A 21,801-nucleotide genomic window follows, 5' to 3' on the forward strand; every position below is an offset into this window, starting at 1 on the left:
AAAGGAAGGACGGGCCGATGATGCTCACCGAATGGGAGATGGCCGGGCACCTGGTCTCGGCGCTCGGATTCGGGGCGGCCATCGGCCTGGAACGGCAGTGGCGGGCCCGGATGGCGGGCCTGCGGACCAACGCCCTGGTGGCGGGCGGGGCCGCGCTGTTCGTGCTGCTCTCGCAGTACGGGTTCATGAGCGAGGTCTCGGAGGTCCAGTACGACGGCTCGCGGGTCGCCGCCCAGATCGTCTCGGGGATCGGCTTCCTGGGCGCCGGCGTGATCATGCGCGACGGGCTGAGCGTCCGGGGACTGAACACGGCCGCCACCCTGTGGTGTTCGGCGGCCGTGGGCTGCCTGGCGGGCACCGGGATGTTCGTCCTGGCGGCCTGCGGCACGGTGGGCGTGGTGGGGGCGAACCTCCTGCTGCGCCCGCTGGGCCGGCGGATGGACCGCGAGCCGGGGGGCGGGGCCGAAGTGGCCACCGACTTCCACTTCGAGGCCGTGTGCCTGGAGGCGGAGGAGGCCCACATCCGCCACCGGCTGGTCGACGCGCTGGGCCGGCCGGGCTACCAGCTGCGCTCGATCCGCAGCCAGGACGGCCCGGAGGCCGGCCTGGTCACGGTGTCCGCACTGCTGACCGCCGAGGGCGAGGGGGGCCGGATGCTCGAGGAAGCCGTCAGCAACCTCTCTCTCGACCCCTCCGTCTCGGCGGTCAGCTGGTCGGTCGTGCCCGACCCCTCCGCCGCGTGAGCGCGGGCGCTCGTGAGCGGAGGCGCTCCTTGCGCGTGGCTACTTGAGCGTGGCGGAGGTCAGTCCCGCCTGGATCTGCCGCTGGAAGGACAGGTAGACCACCAGCATCGGGATCATGGCGATGGTCACACCGGCGAACAGCACCGGCAGGTCCGTCTCGTAGCCCATCTGGTACTGCAACTGGATCAGGCCCTGGGTGAGCATGTAGCGCTCGGGGTCCGATCCGGTCTGCGGCTGCATCAGCACGGACGGCAGGATGTACTGGTTCCACTGCCCCAGGACATTGAATATCCCGACGCTGATCAGGCCGGGCTTGGCCATCGGCATCATCACCTGGAAGAAGATCCGGGTGTGCGAGGCCCCGTCGATCACGGCGGCCTCGTGCACGGCCGTCGGCAGCGTCCTGAAGAACGAGTGCATGAAGAAGACGGTGAACGGCATCGAGTACGCCACGTAGACCAGGATCAGACCCTGGAACGTGTTGAGCATGTCCAGCCGCTTCACCATGAAGAACAGCGGGACCAGCGCCAGGAAGACCGGGAACATGGCCCCGCTGACGAAGAAGTAGTAGATCGGCCGGTTGCCCCGGAAGGGGTAGCGGGCCAGGACGTACGCGGCCATCGAGCCGAGCAGCATCGTCAGCGGAACCGAGAACACCATCACGATGATGGTGTTGGCGAAGTAGCTGCCGATGCCCTTGTCCCAGGCGCGGGGGAAGGCGTCGAAGTGCCAGTTGGCCGGCCAGCTCAGGGCCGACTCGCCGATCTGCACGTCGGTCTTGAACGAACCGAGCACCAGCCAGATGAGAGGCAGGATGATCAATATCCCCCACACGGCGAGGAAACCGTGCGAGAAGACGTTGAGGACCATGCCGTCGGAACCGCTCTTGCGCTTCCCGCGGGGGTGCCCGGTGGCGGAGGCGCGCTTCTTCTCGGCGGCCGCCTCGCCCGGTGCTTTGACAACTGTGGTCATCGTGGTCTCCCGCTAGAACTCGACGTGCTCGCGGCGAGTGGCCCGCAGCGTGATGGCGGAGAGGATCAGGGTGAGGACGAGCATCACGACCCCCATGGCGCAGGCGTAGCCGGCCTTGCCGAAGTAGAGGAAGTTACGCATCAGCACCGTCGCCATGACCTCGCTGTGGTGGTCCGGTCCGCCGCCGAACTGGCCCGAGGTCATGGTCGACACGAGGACGAACATGTCCATCGCGGCGATGCCCAGATAGACCGCGGAAGTCTGTACAGAATCCCACAGCAGGGGCAGCGTGACCTTGAAGAAGGTCTGTGCGCGCTTCGCGCCGTCGAGCAGCGCGGCTTCGTAGATGTCCTTGGGGATCGACTGCATGGCGGCCGAGAAGAGGACGAGGTAGAAGCCGACCCCGTGCCAGACCACGACGAGCAGCAGGCACCAGAGGACGAAGTTCGGCTCGTTGAGCCATTCGATGGGGTGGGCCGGGTCGACCAGGCCCAGTTTGGTGAGGAATCCATTCAGCAGCCCTCCCTCGTCGCTGCGGTACACGGCTCCGAAGAGCACCGCGAGGATGGCGAGGGAGAGGACCTGCGGGAAGAAGTAGATCACCTTGTAGAGGGCGGAGCCCCGTACGCCCTGGACTCCGCCGGCTCCGCCGCGCCCTCCGGCGTTCAGCATGAAGGCGAAGAACAGGGAGATCAGGATGGTGATCGTCGGGACGAACACCAGGAGCAGCAGATTGTGCAGCAGCGCGCCGCGGAAGACCTCGTCCTTCATCAGGGCCGAGTAGTTGTCCAGCCCGACGAAGTCGAAGGTCGGTGACTGACCCGTCCAGTTGGTGAAGGAATAGCCGAACGTCTGAACGTACGGCCAGATGACAAAGGTCAGGTACAGCGCAAGGGGCAGGATGAGGAAGCCGGCGATGAAGCCGCCCCGCCCCTTGCTGTTAGCTACGTGGCTCATGGTGTCCGTCCCTGGTGTTTCCGGGTGCCCGGTGGACGCGGTGTCAGCTGCGCTTGTTGTTCTTGGCGTTCGGGTCCTTCGTGGCCTTGTCTACCGCAGCCTGGGCCCGCTTGATCCATTCCTTGGGCTGGATGCGCTTGGCCATCAGCTCATTGGACGCGTTCTCCAGCTCGGTACCCATCTCGCTGTACCAGTCCGCGTAGCGGTAGTTGAAGGTGTTGTCCCCGGCCGCCTTGAGCGCCGCCACGGCCGACTGCGTACCCGAGCGGAGCTTGACCGCCGGGTCCACGCCGTCCTTGAGGACGGTGAGGGAGTTGGCCTGCTGGGCGAAGAGGGTGGACCACTCGCGCGACAGCATGGAGCGGAGGAACTCCAGGCCGCCGGCCTTGTTCGCGGCCTTCTCCGGGACGATGAAGGGCTCGCCGGCGCCGGCGCGGATGGCCTCGAAGGGCAGCTTGGACCCGGGCAGCACCGGCATCGGCAGGAACTGCATGTCGAAGTCTTCCGGGGTCTGCTTGAGCTGCTCGTTCTCCAGCCAGGAGCCGGAGGTGATGAAGGCGGCCTTGCCCTGGTTCCACTGGGTCTGGGACTCGGTGTGCGTCAGGCCGTTGGTGCCCGCCATCAGCAGGTCCTTCTCGACGATCTCGTAGATCGCCTCGACGGCCTCGAGCGCCACCGGGTTGTTCGCGAAGGCGTTCGGCTCCAGGTTGTCGATCGCCTTCATGGCATCCAGGCCGCCCTTCTTGGCGATCAGGTCCATGATGGCGACGTTGATGTAGTACGGGTACTTGCCCTGGTGGGCCAGGCCGCCGATGCCGGCCGCCTTCGCCTTCTGACAGATGTCCATGAACTCGGGCCACGTCTTCGGCGGGGTCCAGCCCTTCTCCTTGAAGAGCTTGCCCGAGTACCACAGGCCCCAGACCGTGTAGACGTACTGCAGGGCGACGAACTTGCCGCCGATCATGCCGCCCTCGATGGTCCCGGGCATCAGCGTGTCCCGGACCTTCTTGGTCGGGTCGTCGAGCGACGGGGCGTCGAGGACCACCGTGAGGTCGGCGAGCTGGTTGCCCTTGGCGAGCACGTCCAGCTTGATCTGCTGGGCGCCGGAGTCGTCGACGACGTCCGGCGGGTTGCCGCCGTTGAAGCGCGGCTGCAGCTTGGAGGTGATCTCCTGGGTGGAGAGGTGCGAGGAAGTGGTGCCCCACTTCTTGTCGAACGCCGCTTCCCAGGCCTTGGCGTAGTCGTCGCCGTAACCGCCCTTGAAGACGACCACGTCGAGCTTGCCGCCCTTGGCGACGCCGAACGGGTTCTCCTTGGTGACGGCCACCTTGGACTCGTTGCCCTTGGTCGTCTCGTCGGAGCCGGAGGCGCAGGCGGACAGGAAGCTCATCGTCGGAACCGCGATGAGGCCGAGTGCCGCGGAGCGCTTGATCAGGTCCCGGCGGCCGAAGCCCTCACCGTTGCTGTGCTCGCCGTGGGCGGAGGTGGATCCCATGCTCAAGTCCTCGCCTTCGTCAGGAGTGTGAAGGAGGAAGGAAAGTGCGACTGCTGCCGCCCAGCGGACATCACCGCAGGTCCCCGCCGTCCCCCCGTCCGGAGCCGCTCGTTTCGCGGTGACCCGGACGGGCACAGGTATAGTCCACTTCCGCTCCTGTGAGCAAGATCATGTACCGGTATGGGCCCCGGCTTTTCCGAGTTGAGACCTCACCGTCACCTGAGCTGGACCGTCGGAGCCGCCCGCAGAAACGGAAGGGCCGTACCCCCTTAACGGAGGTACGGCCCTTTGGTGCCGGTATGCGCTGTGTGCTTAGCCGCGGATGAGGTTGCGGAGCACGAACTGCATGATGCCGCCGTTGCGGTAGTAGTCCGCCTCGCCCGGAGTGTCGATGCGGACGACCGCGTCGAACTCCACGCCGGTGTCGGTGGTCACCTTGACCGTGCGCGGGGTGGTGCCGTCGTTCAGCTCCTCCACACCGGTGAAGGAGAAGGTCTCCTCGCCGGTGAGGCCCAGGGAGGCCGCCGTGACGCCCTCCGGGTACTGCAGGGGCAGGACGCCCATGCCGATCAGGTTGGAGCGGTGGATGCGCTCGTAGGACTCGGCGATGACGGCCTTGACGCCGAGCAGCGCGGTGCCCTTGGCCGCCCAGTCGCGCGAGGATCCGGAGCCGTACTCCTTGCCCGCCAGGATGACCAGCGGGATGCCGGCGGCCTGGTAGTTCTGCGAGGCGTCGTAGATGAAGGAGACCGGCGCGCCGTCAACGGTGAAGTCGCGGGTGAAGCCGCCCTCGGTGCCCGCCGCGATCTGGTTGCGGAGGCGAATGTTGGCGAACGTACCGCGGATCATGACCTCGTGGTTGCCGCGGCGGGAACCGTACGAGTTGAAGTCGCGGCGCTCGACGCCGTGCTCCGTGAGGTACTTGCCGGCCGGGGTGTCGGCCTTGATGGCGCCGGCCGGGGAGATGTGGTCGGTGGTGACCGAGTCGCCCAGCTTCGCCAGGACACGGGCGCCCGAGATGTCCGAGACCGGGGTGGTCTCCATCGTCATGCCCTCGAAGTAAGGGGGCTTGCGCACGTAGGTGGACTGCGGGTCCCACTCGAAGGTGTTGCCGGTCGGGATGGACAGCGCCTGCCACTGGGCGTCGCCCGCGAAGACGTCCTGGTAGGACTTGCTGAACATGTCTTCGCCGATCGCGTTCGCGACGACGTCGTTGACCTCGGCCTCGGTGGGCCAGATGTCCTTCAGGAAGACCGGGTTGCCCTCGGAGTCCGTGGCGATGGCGTCCCGGGTGATGTCCACCTTCATGGAGCCCGCGATGGCGTACGCGACGACCAGCGGCGGGGAGGCCAGGTAGTTCATCTTGACGTCGGGGTTGATGCGGCCCTCGAAGTTGCGGTTGCCCGAGAGGACCGAGGTGACCGCCAGGTCGGCGTCGTTGATCGCCTTGGAGATCTCCTCCTCCAGCGGACCCGAGTTGCCGATGCAGGTGGTGCAGCCGTACCCGACGAGGTTGAAGCCCATCTTGTCGAGGTACGGGGTCAGGCCGGCCTTGTCGAAGTAGTCGGTGACGACCTTCGAGCCCGGGGCCAGGGTGGTCTTGACCCACGGCTTGCGGGCGAGGCCCTTCTCGACGGCCTTCTTCGCCACGAGCGCCGCGGCGACCATGACGTAGGGGTTCGAGGTGTTGGTGCACGAGGTGATCGCGGCGACCGTGACGGCGCCGTGGTCGATCTCGAAGGAGGTGCCGTCGGCCAGGGTCACCGGGGTGGGCTTGGTGGGCACACCGTTGGTGGACGCCGGGGAGTCGGACGCCGGGAAGGACTCCTTGCCGGACTCCTCGTCGTCGTTGACGTAGTTGCGCACGTCCTGCGCGAACTGCTGGGAGGCGTTCGCGAGGATGATGCGGTCCTGCGGGCGCTTGGGGCCGGCGATGGAGGGGACGACCGTGGAGAGGTCGAGCTCCAGCTTCTCGGAGAAGTCCGGCTCGGCGGCCGGGTCCAGCCACAGGCCCTGCGCCTTGGCGTACGCCTCGACGAGCGCGACCTGCTGGGCCTCGCGGCCGGTCAGGCGCAGGTACTTCAGCGTCTCGTCGTCGATCGGGAAGATCGCGGCGGTGGAGCCGAACTCCGGCGACATGTTGCCGATGGTGGCGCGGTTCGCGAGGGAGGTGGCGGCGACGCCCTCACCGTAGAACTCGACGAACTTGCCGACGACGCCGTGCTTACGGAGCATCTCGGTGATGGTCAGCACGAGGTCGGTGGCGGTGGTGCCGGCCGGCAGCTCGCCGGTCAGCTTGAAGCCCACGACGCGCGGGATCAGCATGGAGACCGGCTGGCCGAGCATCGCGGCCTCGGCCTCGATGCCGCCGACGCCCCAGCCCAGCACGCCCAGGCCGTTGACCATGGTGGTGTGCGAGTCGGTGCCGACGAGGGTGTCGGGGTACGCCTGGCCGTTACGGACCATGACCGTACGGGCCAGGTGCTCGATGTTGACCTGGTGGACGATGCCGGTGCCCGGGGGGACGACCTTGAAGTCGTCGAAGGCGGTCTGGCCCCAGCGCAGGAACTGGTAGCGCTCCTTGTTGCGGCCGTACTCCAGCTCGACGTTCTGGGCGAACGCGTCGGCCGTGCCGAACTTGTCGGCGATGACCGAGTGGTCGATGACCATCTCGGCGGGCGAGAGCGGGTTGATCTTGGCCGGGTCGCCGCCGAGGGCCTTCACGGCCTCGCGCATGGTGGCGAGGTCCACGACGCAGGGGACGCCGGTGAAGTCCTGCATGATCACGCGGGCCGGCGTGAACTGGATCTCCTCGCTGGGCTGGGCCTGCGAGTCCCAGTTTCCGAGCGACCGGATGTGGTCGGCGGTGATGTTCGCGCCGTCCTCGGTACGGAGCAGGTTCTCCAGCAGGACCTTCAGGCTGTAGGGAAGGCGGGCGGAGCCCTCGACCTTGTCCAGCTTGAAGATCTCGTACGACTCGTCGCCCACCTGCAGCGTGCTGCGGGCGTCGAAGCTGTTCGCCGACACGACAGTCTCCTTCATGCATGAATTCGCGCGTATTGCCGCAATCCTGCCGCGAGGCACTCTGGCCTTTCCGCTAAGGTGAGGCTAAGTTAGGTAACCCTTACCAGCGGGGCGGCTGCGGCACGTCCGGGGCAGATATCTCGATGTCGAGATAACTCTAGTACATGCCAGGGGGGCGGGACGAGGCACGCACCCTCAGGCCCGCCGGGACGGTCAGTCGGCCGGTGGATTGCGCATGTCCGGATTCGATGAGCTTGACCAGGGACGAAACCGCCGTTTCCGCGATCCGCTCCGGATCGAAGGTGACGGTCGTCACGGACGGTTCGTTCTCGGCGTACGCCGGGTCCTCGCTGGCGCAGACCAGCAGCAGGCCCCTCTCGACCGGTCCTCTGCCCGCCGCGGCGCCGGGTATGCCGATGCCGTGGCGCGCGGCGGCGGCCAGCACCTGGCGGCCCCCCGGGTCGTATACGCAGTACACGGCGTCCGGCCGGTCCGGGCCCGCGAAGGCGGCGTCGAAGGCGTGCCCAGCCTCGTCATTGGGGTCGAAGGGGATCACGAGCGGAGTCCGGCCCCGCCCGGCGCACCAGTGTTCATAGGCTGACGTGACGGCCCCGGTGTAGAACTCCCGGCCGTAGCCCGCGTGCAGCGCGATCCGCCGGGCGCCGGAGGCCGCCAGGTGGTCGAGCACCTCGCGGGTGGTGGCGGTGTGGTCGTTGTCCACCCACACGTCGCCCGGCCTCGGATCGGCCGGCGGCCCGTCGAACACCACCGGCAGCCCCCGCGCCCGCAGCGCGCGCAGCACCGGGTCGTCGGCCGGGCTGTCGAGCAGCAGCATCCCGTCCACCGCCAGGGTGTGCCACAGCGGCTCGGCGCCGCGGTCGGCGGGCAGCGTGGTCAGGGCGTAGCCGTGGGCGTGCGCCGCCGAGGTGGCGGAGATGAGCAGCCGGGCGTAGTAGGCGATCCGTGCGAAGTCTCAGGCGAAGCCGGCGTACGTGGTCACGGCGATGCCCAGGCTGCGGTTGTGCGGACCGCGCCGGGCTCCGTAGCCCAGCGCCCCGGCGACCTCGCGCACCCGGCGGCGGGTGGACTCGCCGAGGCGGCCGGTGCCGTTGAGCGCGTGGGAGACGGTCGCGGTGGAGACCTCGGCGGCGCGGGCGATGTCGGCGAGGGTCGGACCGGGCACCGGCGCGGGCGGTGGCATCGGGACGCGTCCGGATGCGGGAAGGGGGGCGGGCACGGCGCCATCGTACGGATTTCGTCGCCGGAGACGGCTTCTGGTTAAGGCCTTAATCAAACAGCGTCCTCGCCACGCCAACGTTTGGAGTGTGCATGCAGTCTTCTCCTTCCCCCCGGCCCCTGTCGTCGTCCCTGTCCGCGCGGTCGGCGCGGTCCCCGCAATCCGCGCAGTCCTCGTCGGCCCCTCTGTCGCGCCGGGGGCTCCTCGCGGCCGCCGGAGCCGCCGGAGCCGCGGGTCTGCTGGGCGCGGGGCCCGCCGCGGCCGCCTCCGCCCCGCACGGCGGCGGGCGGAACTCGGCCGCGCTGGTGATCCGCAACGCCTCCGTATTCACCGGGACCGACCACCGGGGGCCCGTACGGGCCGTCGCGGTCGGCCGGGACGGGAAGATCCTGGCCACCGGGACCGACGCCGCGCTGCGCCGGTACGTGGGCCGGGACACCGAAGTGGTCGACGCCCGCGGCAACACCGTGATGAGCGGGATCCACGACGGCCACGTGCACCCGCTCGGGGCCGGCGAACGCTCGCTGTCCCCCTCGCTGGAGAGCGCGGAGACCACCCCGGCCGAGCTCCTGGAGATCCTGGCCGGCTTCCTCGCCGACACCGGTGGCGCGGGCGCCGAGCCGGACGGCTGGCTGGTGGTGGAGGACTGGAACCCGGTCGGGCTGCTCCCCACGGGCACCGCTCCGCACCACTCGATGCTGGACGCGCTCCCGACCCGGCGGCCCATCGTCCTGATCGGCGGCGACGGTCACAACTGCTGGGCCAACCAGCGGGCCCTGGACATCGCCGGGATCACGGCGGCGACGCCCGACCCGGTCGGCGGCAAGGTGGTCAAGGGCGCGGACGGGAAGCCGACGGGTGTCCTCAAGGACGACGCCCAGGGCCTGGTCAGGCACCTGATACCGGAGCACACCCGCGCCGAACTGGTCGCGGCCTGCGCGCAGGTGCTGGGGCTGGCCGCCGCGTCCGGGGTCACCACGATGATGGACGCCCTGGTGGGGCGGCACGAACTGGAGCTGTACCGGGCGCTCTCCGCGGCGGGCAGGCTGCCGCAGCGGATCGTCCCCGCGATCCGGCTGGACGCGGACCAGGCCAAGGACCCGGCGGGCTCGCTGGCGTACGCGCGGGGCCTGCGCAGGGAGTTCGGGGGCGTACGGGGGCTCCGGTTCGGGATGATCAAGGTCTTCCTGGACGGGGTCATCGAATACCCCGCGCAGACCGCCGCCCTGCTGGAGCCGTACCTCGACGGGAACGGCAAGCCGACCTCGAACCGGGGCGAGCTCTACACCTCGGCGGCGGACTACGGCCGGCTCAGCGCCGCCTTCAACCGGGCGGGCTGGCAGATGCACGCCCACGGGCTCGGGGACCGGGCGGTACGTACCGCTCTGGACGGATACGCGTACGCCCGGCGGGTCACGGGGCAGCGGGACGCCCGCAACGCGGTGGCGCACCTGCAGATCGTGGACCCCGCCGACCTGCGGCGCTTCGCGCAGCTGGGGGTCGCGGCGTGCATGCAGCTCCAGTGGGCCACGCGGGACACCTGGACGGTGGAGGCGCTGCTTCCCTACATCGGGCCCGAGCGGCACCGGTGGCTGTACCCGGCGCGCAGCCTGGAGAAGGCGGGCGCACGGCTGACGGGCGGTTCGGACTGGCCGGTGGACGCCCTCCAGGTGTGGAACCAGCTCCGGACCGCGATCGACCGGCAGGGCGCGGAAGGGGCCGGCGAGCTGTACCGGGAGCAGGAGGCGCTGAGTCGGGACACCACCTTGCGGATGCACACCTCGGGCACCGCGTGGCAGCTCCGCCAGGAGGAGCTGACCGGCACCGTGGAGCCGGGCAAGGCGGCGGACCTGGTCCTCCTGGACCGGGACGTGACCCGGTGTGCGGTGGCCGACATCAGCGGAACGGGCGTACGGATGACCCTGGTCGGCGGCCGTGTGGTGCACGAGGCGGATTCGGCGTCGGGCCGGGCGGCTTCGGCCCGGCTGGCCCGCGCCGCGGCGGCGGGCGCGCGCCCGGCCTCGTACGCCTCGGTCCACGGCGGCGGGGGCAAGGGGCGGCACCACGCCTGCGGGCACTGAGGGTTCCGGGGCGGGAGCCGCACGGGGGTCCCGCCCCGGTCGTCCAGCCCGCAAGGCCGTTCAGCCCGCAAGGCCGTGGCGCGCGGCCCAGGCCGTGACGGCCGCGGCGATCTCCTCGGGCCGGTCCTCCGGGCAGAGGTGGGCGGCGGCGCCGCAGTACTCGGTCTCCAGCGCGGAGATGTTGCTCTCGCACCAGGCGGCCGGCTCCGGGCCGATCATGAGGGTGGGCGAACCGTCGAAGGTCAGCAGGAGCTTGGGCACCTCGGGGCTGGCGGCCAGCCAGGTGTCGTAGGCCTCCACCCGGGCGGTGACGTCGGCCGGTTCGCCGTCGAGCGGCATGGAGCGGCCCCACTGGAGCATGGGCAGGCGGCTCTCAGGGGTGGGGTAGGGGGCGGCGTAGACGGCATGGTCGGCTGCGGAGAGCGGGGCCAGGACCGTCCTGTGCAGGCTGTCCTCGATGAAGAGGTTCTGGTCGAGGACCAGCTCCTCCCCCACCCCCGGGGTGCGCAGCGCCTCGAAACGGGGGCGGGCGGGGGCCGGGAACTCCGCCCAGGTCATCGGCCGCAGGATCGTTTCCATGAAGGCCAGCCCCCGAACCCTCCCGGGGTGCCGGGCGGCCCGGTCGAAGGCGAGCGCGCCGCCCCAGTCCTGGCCCACGAGCACGGCCTCCCCGATCCCCAGGGCGTCGAACCAGGCGTCGAGGTAGCGGGCGTGGTCGGCGAAGCGGTACTCGCCGCCGGGCTTGCCGGAGCGGCCCATCCCGATGAGGTCGGGGGCCAGGACGCGGACCCCGCCACCGATCCGGGGCAGCACTCCCCGCCACAGGTGGGAGGAGGTCGGGTTGCCGTGCAGGAAGACGAAGGGAACGCCGTCGGGGGCGCCGAGCTCCTCGTAGTACATGGTCGAGTCGAGTACGTCGATGACGGGCATGGTGAACCATCCGTTCCAATTCATTCGTGCAATAAACGTTTCTAGCACGAACGTTCGTGGCGCTAACGAAATTAAATCGTTAGCGCCACGAACGCAAGGGGTACGATCCCGGCATGACCACGGAAGAAGCGGACCGGGGCGCCTCCACCCTCCCGGCGCGACTGCGCGAACTGCCCAGCCGACTGCTCGCGCAGGCCTCGGCGCACGCCACGCGGCTCGTCACCGAGGGACTGAGCGGGGCAGACGCGCACAAATGGCACTACGCCACCCTGGTCGCCCTGGACGAGTTCGGACCCGCGAGCCAGGCGGCCCTGAGCGGCCGCACCGGCATCCACCGCAGCGACCTGGTCGCCGTCATCAACGAACTCGCCGCGCGCGAGCTGGTCGAGCGCACCCCCGACCCCGCCGACCGACGGCGCAACGTCATCACCCTCACGACCGCCGGACGGCGCCGGACGCGCAAGCTGGAGCAACTGCTCGCCGCGGCCCAGGAGGAGCTTCTGTCCCCTTTGTCCCCACAGGAGCGCGAGCAGCTCGTCGGACTCCTCGGCCGGCTCGTCGCGCACCACGCACCCGGCGGCCCCACGATGGAAGCTGACGACCGGTAACACCCGCCACCGCCCCACCGCCACCCGTCTGCCACACCCGACTCGATCGACATCTCATATCTGAGATACGGTGCATCCATGGCAGACGACTACCTCGTACGCATCGGCAAGCTCATCCGTGACGCCCGGCAGCACCGGGGCTGGACACAGAGTCAGCTCGCGGACGCCCTCGGCACCAGCCAGAGCGCCGTGAACCGGATCGAGCGCGGCAACCAGAACATCAGCCTTGAGATGATCGCGCGCATCGGGGAAGCCCTCGACAGCGAAATCGTCTCCCTGGGCTACGCCGGTCCGATGCACCTGCGCGTGGTCGGCGGTCGCCGCCTGTCCGGCGCGATCGACGTCAAGACGAGCAAGAACGCGTGCGTGGCCCTGCTGTGCGCCTCGCTGCTCAACAAGGGCCGTACGGTCCTGCGCCGGGTCGCCCGCATCGAGGAGGTCTACCGCCTCCTGGAGGTCCTGAACTCCATCGGCGTCCGCACCCGCTGGATCAACGACGGCGTCGACCTGGAACTCGTACCGCCGGCCCGCCTCGACATGGACGCGATGGACGCGGACGCGGCCCGCCGCACCCGCAGCATCATCATGTTCCTGGGCCCCCTGCTCCACCGGATGGACCACTTCAAGCTGCCGTACGCCGGCGGCTGCGACCTCGGCACCCGCACCATCGAGCCGCACATGATCGCCCTGCGCCGCTTCGGCCTGGACATCACCGCGACCGAGGGCATCTACCACGCCCAGGTCGAGTCCGGGATCTCCCCGGACCGCCCGATCGTGCTGACCGAGCGCGGGGACACCGTCACCGAGAACGCGCTGCTGGCCGCCGCCCGGCACGACGGCACCACCGTCATCCGCAACGCCTCCTCCAACTACATGGTCCAGGACCTGTGCTTCTTCCTGGAGGCCCTCGGCGTCCGCGTGGACGGCGTGGGCACCACGACCCTCACCGTCCACGGCGTCCCGAACATCGACGTGGACGTGGACTACTCCCCCTCGGAGGACCCGGTCGAGGCGATGAGCCTGCTGGCCGCCGCCGTGGTCACGGAGTCCGAACTCACCATCCGCCGGGTGCCGATCGAGTTCATGGAGATCGAGCTCGCGGTCCTGGAGGAGATGGGCCTCGACCACGACCGCTCCCCCGAGTACACGGCCGACAACGGCCGCACCCGCCTGGTGGACCTCACCGTCCGCCCGTCGAAGCTCGAAGCGCCGATCGACAAGATCCACCCGATGCCCTTCCCCGGGCTGAACATCGACAACGTCCCCTTCTTCGCCGCCATCGCGGCCGTGGCCCAGGGCCAGACCCTGATCCACGACTGGGTGTACGACAACCGCGCCATCTACCTCACGGACCTCAACCGCCTCGGCGGCCGCCTCCAACTCCTGGACCCCCACCGCGTCCTGGTCGAGGGCCCCACCCGCTGGCGCGCGGCGGAGATGATGTGCCCGCCGGCCCTGCGCCCGGCGGTGGTGGTCCTCCTGGCGATGATGGCGGCCGAGGGCACCTCGGTCCTGCGCAACGTCTACGTCATCAACCGCGGCTACGAGGAACTGGCGGAGCGCCTCAACTCGGTGGGCGCCCAGATCGAGATCTTCCGCGACATCTAGGAACTAGGACGAACCCGTAAAATTCGAACCTAGCCTGATGTCCGGTCAATCCCCGGGCCGACCTGCGGAAATATCCGTCCACGCCTTCCGGTGCCTTCCCGTCGTTTCCGACGCCTTGTGCAGCGGATGCGCAGCACAGCAATCGAACACTGAAATACCGTCAGCTAGACCCGAGCGCCCCCGCCACTCCTCACGGAGAGTGGTGGGGGCTTCCTATTTTCTCCGTAAATGTCCAGACCGGAGCTCGGATTGATGTTGCTGACGACTCATTGGTCACTACTTACGGTGGTGCTACGGTGGAGCTCGCGGTCGAACATCCCGCCCCCCGCGACGGAGCCGATGTGCGGCCGCCCGGCGCCGAGCTGTCCCACCAGGCCGGCGCTGCCAGCACAAAAGAATCCGTGCGGCCCAAATGAAAGAGAGGCCCGGTCTGCCCCCGAAACGGGGCGTGTACCCCGGCACGGGGTGCAGGTCGAACCTCTCAGTGGTGGCCGCCAGCCACCTCGCGTCGTTCGCCCCTGCAAGGGCTAGCGACGCTGCCCACGGATAACGCCGTGAACACCCTCAGTCTGCCGTGCCCTGTTACGGCGTGGCCAGTCGACAACCCCTTCTGGGGCGTCGAATCTGCCACACCGGCCATCGCCAGAACCGTCCCTGCGGCGGTGACCCGATGAGCTCAGCCCGACGGACCGCAAGGCGGCCTGAGCCGGGGACGTCAACCCGCTGCTAGGCTCGGCCTAGAGTCGTCGTCCTTTGCCGGGCAACTTCTCCCAGCGTCCTCCGCGTACGAACCTCGCCGCGCGAGGGCGGGGGTCGCTTCTTCATGTCCGGGACCACCGGTATGGCCGATGCGCCCTATTTTCCGGCCCGTAGACCTGCCACATGAAGAACACACTGATGGCAGAGGTCCGGATCTTCCTCGCGGTCCCCGACGGCACCCTCACCAAAGAGAAGACGCTGGAAGCGGTACGGGAGGAGCTGGAGTGCCTCCTGAACGCCGAGCGGGACGACCCTCTGAACGTTGACTTCGGGGTGTTGGCGGACGGGGCCCACGTATATGTGACCGTCGACAGCGCCGACGTCATGTCCCTCGCGCCGGCCGGAGTCCCCACGAACGCCTGACGCCTCCGTCCACCCACACGCCCCTTGGTCCGGAGGGGGCCTTTTTCATGCCCTGCGCGCCTTGCTCTGCTCGCTGGTCCGCTTCCCGTGGCAGCCCTTGCACACCACCCGCAGCATCGCCTGCTCCCCATGGAATCCCTTCCAGGCCACCTCCAAATCCTCATCCGCCAGCAGCCTTACCTCGTGCGGCCCACCTCGGCGACGGGGGGCCACCTCGAACTGCTCAATGCCCCCGTGCTCGGCGATGAACGCGTCGGCCAGCTCGGCGAACGGCGGGTCCGCGTGATCGACCTCCGCGTCCTCGTGGTGGATCAGTTCCTCGGAGCAGACCTCGCACTGGGGTCGGGGTTGGCCGAACACCCGCGTCCGCTCCGCCGTTACCTGATCACCGACCGCCGCCCGCAGTGCCCCCTTCACCCGCGCATGCTGCGTCGGCGGCTTTCCGTCGATGCACTGCATACGCTTGAGTTCCGACGGCCAACCCGTCGCGTGGACGATGTAGAACGCGGGGTAGTTCGTCCCGTAGGACAACACTGTGAAGCCCTGTACCCGCCCCGCGAACACCTGCGCGTAGTTGGGGTGCCGTTCGAGGAGCCCGTGGAGGAACGCGATGTCCTCCGCCTCGGTCACCTCGACACCCGGCGGTTCGGCGGTCATGCAGTCGTCGTCCAGCGGTTCCTGTTCGGGTGCCTCCGGCTGCGGGTACCTCCGGCCGATCTCCTTGCAGTGCTCACCTACGGCCTTCTTGCTCGGGAAGTCCCTGTCTCCGATGGTGACGGGTATGGGCACGCGGTCCTCCTGGGTGGGCGCGGGTATCCGACCGGGTATCCCCCTCCTGCACGCTGGCGGAACCCGGCCCGGAGGTGACCCGTGCCACGCTCTCGAACCGCCGTCCTCGCCTTGCTTCTCCCGCCGCTCGCCGGCCCCACCCCGGCCACTCTTCGGCAAACTCTGCCCACGACCTGAGGGTGAATCAGACCTAGATTCCCCGGCTGGACCTTGAGCCGCTGTGCGGCCCCGTGAGGGTGATCGCGGCCGGATCGCCGCTCCTTGCTCGCTGGGGGCTGATACTCACTCGCTATGGCAAAGAGGAAGAAGCAGCGCCCCGCCTACGACGTGGTCGTGTCCGACGTGCTGGAGATCCGTATGGACTTCGGCATGGTGTGTCTGCGGAGCCGTGACCGCAGAGGCGGAGTCGCCTGCATCGCGATCCCCGCAGAAATGCACGCGGACGTCCACCGCACCCTGCATCAGGCGGCCGTCGAGGCCGAAGAGGACTTCTGGAAGCTGTCGGCGAAGCACTTCGGCTCGGAGGACCGGTATCCGGGCTACGAGGCGTGGCTGCTGGATCAAGAGTGGCCAGCTCTGGCGGCTCGGGTGCCGGACCCGAGCGAGGTATTCATGATCACGCACTCCGGCCACGTGGGTCTCTTCGTCGATCCCCCGTACGCGCCCCGGAAGACCTGCCTGGTGCTGTCGCCGGCCCAACTTCACCGCACGCGCCCCGGGCGAGCTCAGGCGGGGATGCAGGCCATGATGCAGGCTGGTGACCCGGAAGTCCGGTCCCTAGGGCAGCGGCGGGCCGCGCTCGCGATCGGGATGATGCGTACCGCCCCCTGGCCGGGGGGCGGCGTGGGAGTCCCGGAGCCGGAGCACGCGAAGCGCTTGATGGAAGGGCTGTACGAGGGCTTTCTGCGCCGGGATGCGCAAGAGGCGCTCAACCCGCTGCCGGATTGATGACTCACTTCGGGGAAAGCGCGCTTCACCAAAACCCGCCCCGGCCAGGGGCTCTCCTGTCCGATGAGGAAGTTGTGGCGCTCCGCGAGTTGAGGGGCTGCGGTTCCAATCTCTGGTCTTCCTCAAGTCGCGCTTACGCAAGCCTCGGTCGGCGCACATTGGCCGCATGACAACGCCGACGTACCTCCCGCTGGGCATCTCGTGCCTGTCCCTGGTGGTCGCCACGTTCTCCGCGTGGCTCAGTCGCGCCAACGCCGTGCGTACGAGCGCGGTGAGTTGGCAGGGCGCGCACGCCACCCGGACCTTCGAAGCCCTAACCGACCTGCTGACCGCTACCTCGCCGGAAAGGGGGACCTCGGATGCTGTCGCCGAGGCCATGACGCGGGTCCGCCTCACCGCCCCCGGGCCACTGCGGGAGCTGGCCGAGCAAGTCGTGGAGGCCCGGCGGTCATTCATCAGTGCCAGGCGCAGCGTGGAGTCGAAGCAACAGAAGCCGTACTTCCGCTTGGTCGAAACCGCACGTAGCACCGCCGCTGCCGCAAGGGAGATCCTCCTGGAATCCGACGATCACGATGCCTGCCTGGCGATCGAGGCATGGAAGGCGTTGGAGATGCTCCACTCCGAGTTGGACGAGGGGGACAATCCCCACCCGATGCCCGTGATGAAGCGCTTGAGGGCAGCCGGCTATGAAGAGGAGGCAGTGCACCGCCTGGTCTCCGCCGAGGAGCGCCGCAAGGTCCGAGGGCTCTTGGAGGATGCCGCTGACGAGTCCGCCAAGAAGCGGACCGCGTTGGAGAGTACGCGAGACAGGCTGGTGGACGCCGTCGCTGAATGGAGTCGTAAGCCACCCACCTCGCGGACCGGCATGCGCTGACCGCGACGGACTGCCAGAGACGCGGTATCGAGTCGCCGTCCTTGCTGGGCGCGTCTCCCAGCGCCGTCCGCGTACGAACCTCCTCGGAGGGCGGGCGGCGCTTCTTCATGCCCGGAGAGACGGTCAGCGGGGAGCCTCAAGCCCGCTACGCCCCGTCAGGATGCCGCTCGCACCAACTGGGATGCGGTTCCCGCGAAAGCACTCGCAGTCGATACCACCCGTGGCGACGCCCACGTAAAGCTGTTCCTGGAAGGGCTGGGGCGGGTCCTCGATCACAACCTCACCGCTGCCGAATACCGCTTGTTCCTGTGGTTCGTCCACCGCCAAGTCCGATACTCCGGCGGCAGCATCGTCACCGGCACCAAGGAACGTCTGGCGTCCCAGACCAGCCTTAAGCGGACAACCCCGTACCGGGCCCTGGACACGCTCCCGCAGATCGACCTCATCCGGGCTGCGGACTCCGAGTCCTGGCGGATCGATCCTCGTGTGATTCACATGGGCCACACCCGCGACCGGGCCCAAGCCGTCGCCGCGTATGACCAACTGCCCGCCCCTAAGCCGAAGACCAGCACTGCACCCAGCCGGCCCCATGCGGCCTGACGGTCAGGAGGACTCCATGCCCGACACCAACCCCACACACGACCCGATCGCACCGCACGTGCGCTTCGACATGAGCCCTCCGCGTACCGCGTCCTGTTCTGGATGGTCGCGCATCAGTCGGCCTACAAGAACGGCTGCGTCCTGGGCGCCATCCAGACCGAGATCGCCGACCACCTTTCGATGCCCCCGGCCACCGTGTCCCGGGTCTCGCAGAACTGCGGGACGCCGATATCCTGCGCCGCAAGCCGGGATACCGCCGGTTCTGGCTCATCAACCCCGACTACCTCATGTTCGGTCTGGCTCCGGACGTGGAGGACCCCTACCGCGAGGAGGGTCTGGCCGAGGTGATCCAGCTGCGGGCGCTGGCCGCGTGATGGCTGGCGACCAGCAGGAGCTGGAGGAGGGCGAAGAATTCGCTCTGGTCGCCCGCGACGGCGGCCCGCCGTGCTTCGTCCCGTTGAGGCTGGACGGACCGGTGGACGAGCTGTACGACCTCACGGTGCAGGAGGCCGCCGAGCGGATGGGTGTGCCGGCGGAGCACATCCGGGGGCCCTACTCCATATACCCATAGGAGTATCAGGAGTTGAGGCAATCGAGCTTTCCCCAGCCATCGCGCGCAGGGGCAACACATCACCGCCCCGCCGACATCGCTGCCGTGTGGGGCGGTGGCGCGTCCGGGCCGGGTCACTCGTCGGAGAACAGGCTCCCGGTGCTTCCGGCGCGTTCGGCGTGCGCGGCCCCTAGCGATAAGCCGTTGCGCAACACTATGCCAACGCCATTGGAATCACGGAGCGTTGCGCAGCCGGGGTGAGCTCCGCTCGGGGCTGAGCGTAGCGGGCATAACGGGTGCGTAACGGTGCGCCTTCACCTCCGCCCCGTTTTGTATGAAATATTCCCGCGTTTTTGTGCGGGATCTCCCGCCGTTTTTGTGCGGAATCCGAGTTGTTTCCGCACAGGAACCCGGTCGGAAACCGGCAGGGCGGAGGGGCCGAACGTGCGTGGGCGGGGCGTTCCGGCAGGCCAGGGGCTCGCGGGTGGCGCGGAGAGCCTGTGCGGGCTGCAAGTGTTTTTCCACCCGGCCGCCCGGCCGGTTTCTGAGGTCCAAATTTAGCAAGAAGCCGCAGGTCAGGGGCCGTGTAGCGGGTTCGCGCAGGGGGGTGCGATGGGCTACGTTCTCCCTCGCCCCGCCACCGTGGCGGGGCGGCGGTGGGGATGCTCAGCACCCCCACCGCCGGTACTTCCTGACGGACCGATCGACTTTCCAAGGGCGGCGGCACGTCAGGGGAATACGAGGACAGGATGACAGAGGTCGTAGTGCAGGGCCGGGGCGCGCCGGGCGGGCGGGGGCTCCTGGCGGAGTGGAGGGCGGCCGCCGGGCAGGCGGTGGGGATCGCCTCCGCGTCGGCCGTGATGGTGCTGGGGGTGGCCGTCATCCCCGAGGTCATGCCCGAGGAGGTAACCGGCCGCGTCCAGGTCACGGAGACCGCCACGGCACCGGGGACGGACCGTATGGCGCACCTTCCGGCCGTGGCGCTAGCCGCCGCCGTGGCGTACGCGGGGTGCGCGGTGAGGATCAGCCGGGCGCGCCGGGTGGTCTGACGCTTCAACTCCTGCGCCCCGCCGGCATCGTGTCGGGCGGGGCGCAGTCATGTCCGGCGTCAGTCGTCGTTCGCGAGGAGTGAGGAGCTGTCGCCGATCCTGCGCCACAGGGCGGGCCGCCACGGAAGATCGCCGGCCAGAGGCTCCTCGGTGTCGCGCAGATCGCCATCCACGGGTTAGGCCACCTTCTACTCTGCCCACCACAGTTCGACCTCGGCCCAGTCATACCGCAGGTACTTCCCGATGCGCACGCCGGGCGGCCCGATCCCCGAGTGACGCCACTTGTAGAGGGTCTCGACGTCAACCTGTAGCTCTTCTGCGACCTGTTAGTCCGTGGCCCCTGTGTTGCCGTCGGCCGCTTTGCCGCCGCCATGATCGTCTCCCGGCCTCCGTCGGGTACCCCCTGACCCCACGCCGAGGACCGTAGATGCGGCTTCCGCAACTCCTCCGCGTCTACGGCCGGGACCTCCGGCCAAAGGTCGGTGTGTGTCTTCCCCACCTTCCATCCCGCGAGGGTAGGACCGCCAGCATCGGAGCGCCCGGAAGAATTCGGGGCGCCGCCGGCTTGCGGAACGTCACCCGAACTTGCCGGGCCAGTAGGGCTGTTTCACGTTTTGGACCCGTCTGGATTGACCATCGTTCAAGGTCTACTCCGCGCGGGCGCCAGCCGAAAGATCCCTTCTAGCGACGAAGGCCGCCTGTGCGCCCATCCAGACGAGGACCCCGATGACCACCCCCGAGCAGCCCTCCATGCCCCAGCAGTCCGAGCAGACGCACTCCCCGACCGGCTACGGCCACCCGCAGCCCGGATGGCCCGCCGCCCCGGCGTGGCCGGCTTTGGCCGCGGCTCCCAAAGGATGGCCCACCTCGGCCAAGGTCGTCACGGGAACCGCCGCCGCGGCCCTGGTCATCGGAGGGACCGCCCTGACCACCTGGGCCCTGACCGGCAATTCCACGAACACCACCGCGCCGACAGCGTCGCCGTCCACCTGGAGCGCGCCCACACCGGCGCCCGGCGTCACCACGGTCGCCCCGAGCCCCGCCCGCACCTACAGCGCGTACGACGAGATGAAGGCGCGCGAGGTCTGGCAGCAGCTCGGAAAGCCGACACGCGACCAGACGTGCAGGACCTACCGGCTCGTCAACCGCACCGCGATGGTCGACGCGATCGGGGAGAGCCTCTACAAGGTCAACGGCATCACCGCCGACCCGGGAGCCCTGTACGACCTGGTGCTCGTCAAGGAGTGCGGCAACAACACCGGGATCTGACCGCCTCGTCTCGCAGCCACGCCCTTATCGCGAAGCCCCCGCCCCCTGCAGCAGACCGGACCCGGCGGGGGCTGTTTCACGTTCTGGACGTGCCTGGATTGACCGTTCGTCAGGATCTACTCTTCGCGGGCGCCGCACCGCGAAAGATCCCTTCCGCAGACGGAAGACCGCGCGTGCGCAGACGAGGACCCGATGAGTCACATCCCCGGCCCCCAGTACCCGCAACAGCCGTACGGGCCGCCCCAGGGACAGCCCCCGTACCAGCAGCAGCCGGTGTACCAGCAGCAGCCCCAGTACGGCTACCAGCAGCCCCCGCAGCAGGTGTACGTACAGAACCAGCCGACCCGCACCGTCCACGGCGTCGGCTGCCTCGGCAGCATGTTCCACGCGTGCATGACCCTGATGACCTTCGGGCTCTGGTACCCGATCTGGCGCCGCGCCAAGCGCACCAGCCGGCACTACTGACCCCGACGACAGCCGACTCGCCCGCCCCGAGCCCCCGCCCCCGATCTCACGGCTCGGCGGGGGTCTTCACCGACCACTCGGAGGTCCCCACCATGTCCACGCCGCCCAGCCCGGACCAGATACCGCAGCCGCCCACCCAGCCGGCCTACATGCGGCCCACCGCGCCTCGATCCATCACCATCACCTTCCCCACCATCCACGGCAAGCTCGCCGCGACCCTCTACATCACCACCCTCCTCCTGGTAGGCGCCATCGCCTGGGCGCAGGTCGACCAAGCGCTCACCGCCCGCGACGAATACGTGCGCTTCCGGCATGGCCAGTGCGCCGGCTCCGTGTACGGAGTCGAGGACTACGACGCCGACGACATCGCCGAGTACACCGAGATCTGCGGGCACGCACCCCGCAAGTCCAGCAAGTAGCCACCCAGCCGAGATCGCCCCCGCCCCGGCAGCAGCCCGGACCTGGCGGGGGCTTCGTCAA

General features: G+C 69.0%; 20 protein-coding genes and 1 pseudogene. 12 read left to right on the forward strand and 9 right to left on the reverse strand.

Going from position 1 to position 21,801, the window contains the following annotated elements; translation table 11 throughout:
• Positions 1-17: 17 nt before the first annotated feature.
• Positions 18-743: an MgtC/SapB family protein gene (locus OG730_RS09840; RefSeq protein ID WP_327303880.1), complete on the forward strand. Its 726-nt coding sequence runs from the start codon at positions 18-20 to the stop codon at positions 741-743.
• Between the two features lie 39 nt (positions 744-782).
• On the opposite strand, the gene OG730_RS09845 is transcribed toward OG730_RS09840, so the two are convergent.
• From OG730_RS09845 to OG730_RS09870, 6 genes are all read right to left on the reverse strand, one after another.
• Positions 783-1,715 carry a carbohydrate ABC transporter permease gene (locus tag OG730_RS09845; protein WP_327303881.1) on the reverse strand — a complete coding sequence of 311 codons (933 nt, stop codon included), beginning with the start codon at positions 1,713-1,715 and terminating at the stop codon, positions 783-785.
• A 12-nt stretch (positions 1,716-1,727) separates the two neighbouring features.
• On the reverse strand, positions 1,728-2,672 hold the full coding sequence (locus OG730_RS09850; protein WP_327303882.1) for a carbohydrate ABC transporter permease: 945 nt from the start codon (positions 2,670-2,672) through the stop codon (positions 1,728-1,730).
• 43 nt (positions 2,673-2,715) lie between these two features.
• Entirely contained in the window at positions 2,716-4,167 is a 1,452-nt protein-coding gene (ngcE, locus tag OG730_RS09855) for an N-acetylglucosamine/diacetylchitobiose ABC transporter substrate-binding protein (protein ID WP_327303883.1), read from the reverse strand.
• A gap of 312 nt (positions 4,168-4,479) precedes the next feature.
• Complete coding sequence (acnA, locus tag OG730_RS09860) at positions 4,480-7,194, reverse strand: aconitate hydratase AcnA (protein WP_327303884.1); 2,715 nt, start codon at positions 7,192-7,194, stop codon at positions 4,480-4,482.
• 154 nt (positions 7,195-7,348) lie between these two features.
• Positions 7,349-8,152 (reverse strand): substrate-binding domain-containing protein, encoded by an 804-nt coding sequence (locus OG730_RS09865; RefSeq protein ID WP_327309205.1) that lies wholly within the window; start codon positions 8,150-8,152, stop codon positions 7,349-7,351.
• Positions 8,153-8,164: 12 nt separating this feature from the next.
• The gene (locus OG730_RS09870; RefSeq protein ID WP_327303885.1) at positions 8,165-8,428 is read right to left on the reverse strand and encodes a LacI family DNA-binding transcriptional regulator; all 264 of its coding nucleotides are present in this window, start codon (positions 8,426-8,428) and stop codon (positions 8,165-8,167) included.
• Positions 8,429-8,520: 92 nt separating this feature from the next.
• On the opposite strand from OG730_RS09870, the gene OG730_RS09875 reads away from it, so the two are divergent.
• Positions 8,521-10,509 carry an amidohydrolase gene (locus OG730_RS09875; RefSeq protein ID WP_327303886.1) on the forward strand — a complete coding sequence of 663 codons (1,989 nt, stop codon included), beginning with the start codon at positions 8,521-8,523 and terminating at the stop codon, positions 10,507-10,509.
• A gap of 60 nt (positions 10,510-10,569) precedes the next feature.
• Here OG730_RS09875 and OG730_RS09880 read toward each other — a convergent pair whose 3' ends face one another.
• Entirely contained in the window at positions 10,570-11,439 is an 870-nt protein-coding gene (locus tag OG730_RS09880; RefSeq protein ID WP_327309206.1) for a haloalkane dehalogenase, read from the reverse strand.
• Positions 11,440-11,552: 113 nt separating this feature from the next.
• On the opposite strand from OG730_RS09880, the gene OG730_RS09885 reads away from it, so the two are divergent.
• The 3 genes from OG730_RS09885 (at position 11,553) to OG730_RS09895 (ending at position 14,777) form a co-directional block, all read left to right on the forward strand.
• Positions 11,553-12,047, forward strand: a complete 495-nt coding sequence (locus OG730_RS09885) for a MarR family winged helix-turn-helix transcriptional regulator (protein ID WP_327303887.1) — start codon at positions 11,553-11,555, stop codon at positions 12,045-12,047.
• A gap of 78 nt (positions 12,048-12,125) precedes the next feature.
• Positions 12,126-13,655: a helix-turn-helix domain-containing protein gene (locus tag OG730_RS09890; protein ID WP_327303888.1), complete on the forward strand. Its 1,530-nt coding sequence runs from the start codon at positions 12,126-12,128 to the stop codon at positions 13,653-13,655.
• Positions 13,656-14,537: 882 nt separating this feature from the next.
• Positions 14,538-14,777 carry a hypothetical protein gene (locus OG730_RS09895; protein WP_327303889.1) on the forward strand — a complete coding sequence of 80 codons (240 nt, stop codon included), beginning with the start codon at positions 14,538-14,540 and terminating at the stop codon, positions 14,775-14,777.
• 45 nt (positions 14,778-14,822) lie between these two features.
• On the opposite strand, the gene OG730_RS09900 is transcribed toward OG730_RS09895, so the two are convergent.
• Positions 14,823-15,566, reverse strand: a complete 744-nt coding sequence (locus tag OG730_RS09900; protein ID WP_327303890.1) for a hypothetical protein — start codon at positions 15,564-15,566, stop codon at positions 14,823-14,825.
• Between the two features lie 333 nt (positions 15,567-15,899).
• Here OG730_RS09900 and OG730_RS09905 point away from each other — a divergent pair, with 333 nt between their 5' ends.
• The 4 genes from OG730_RS09905 to OG730_RS09920 all read left to right on the forward strand — a co-directional run bounded on the left by OG730_RS09905 (position 15,900) and on the right by OG730_RS09920 (position 19,587).
• Positions 15,900-16,514: a hypothetical protein gene (locus OG730_RS09905; protein ID WP_327303891.1), complete on the forward strand. Its 615-nt coding sequence runs from the start codon at positions 15,900-15,902 to the stop codon at positions 16,512-16,514.
• 166 nt (positions 16,515-16,680) lie between these two features.
• Positions 16,681-17,388: a hypothetical protein gene (locus OG730_RS09910; RefSeq protein WP_327303892.1), complete on the forward strand. Its 708-nt coding sequence runs from the start codon at positions 16,681-16,683 to the stop codon at positions 17,386-17,388.
• Between the two features lie 973 nt (positions 17,389-18,361).
• On the forward strand, positions 18,362-18,559 hold the full coding sequence (locus OG730_RS09915) for a hypothetical protein (RefSeq protein WP_327303893.1): 198 nt from the start codon (positions 18,362-18,364) through the stop codon (positions 18,557-18,559).
• 728 nt (positions 18,560-19,287) lie between these two features.
• On the forward strand, positions 19,288-19,587 hold the full coding sequence (locus OG730_RS09920) for a hypothetical protein (RefSeq protein ID WP_327303894.1): 300 nt from the start codon (positions 19,288-19,290) through the stop codon (positions 19,585-19,587).
• 188 nt (positions 19,588-19,775) lie between these two features.
• On the opposite strand, the pseudogene OG730_RS44290 reads toward OG730_RS09920, so the two are convergent.
• Positions 19,776-19,901, reverse strand: a pseudogene (locus OG730_RS44290) (hypothetical protein); the annotation flags it as partial.
• A gap of 412 nt (positions 19,902-20,313) precedes the next feature.
• Between OG730_RS44290 and OG730_RS09925 the strand changes: the two are divergent.
• The 3 genes from OG730_RS09925 to OG730_RS09935 all read left to right on the forward strand — a co-directional run bounded on the left by OG730_RS09925 (position 20,314) and on the right by OG730_RS09935 (position 21,740).
• Positions 20,314-20,856 carry a hypothetical protein gene (locus OG730_RS09925; protein ID WP_327303895.1) on the forward strand — a complete coding sequence of 181 codons (543 nt, stop codon included), beginning with the start codon at positions 20,314-20,316 and terminating at the stop codon, positions 20,854-20,856.
• Positions 20,857-21,048: 192 nt separating this feature from the next.
• The gene (locus OG730_RS09930) at positions 21,049-21,321 is read left to right on the forward strand and encodes a hypothetical protein (RefSeq protein ID WP_327303896.1); all 273 of its coding nucleotides are present in this window, start codon (positions 21,049-21,051) and stop codon (positions 21,319-21,321) included.
• 92 nt (positions 21,322-21,413) lie between these two features.
• Positions 21,414-21,740, forward strand: a complete 327-nt coding sequence (locus OG730_RS09935; protein ID WP_327303897.1) for a hypothetical protein — start codon at positions 21,414-21,416, stop codon at positions 21,738-21,740.
• The last annotated feature ends 61 nt before the right edge of the window (positions 21,741-21,801 follow it).

Source organism: Streptomyces sp. NBC_01298 (assembly GCF_035978755.1).
Classification (GTDB): domain Bacteria; phylum Actinomycetota; class Actinomycetes; order Streptomycetales; family Streptomycetaceae; genus Streptomyces.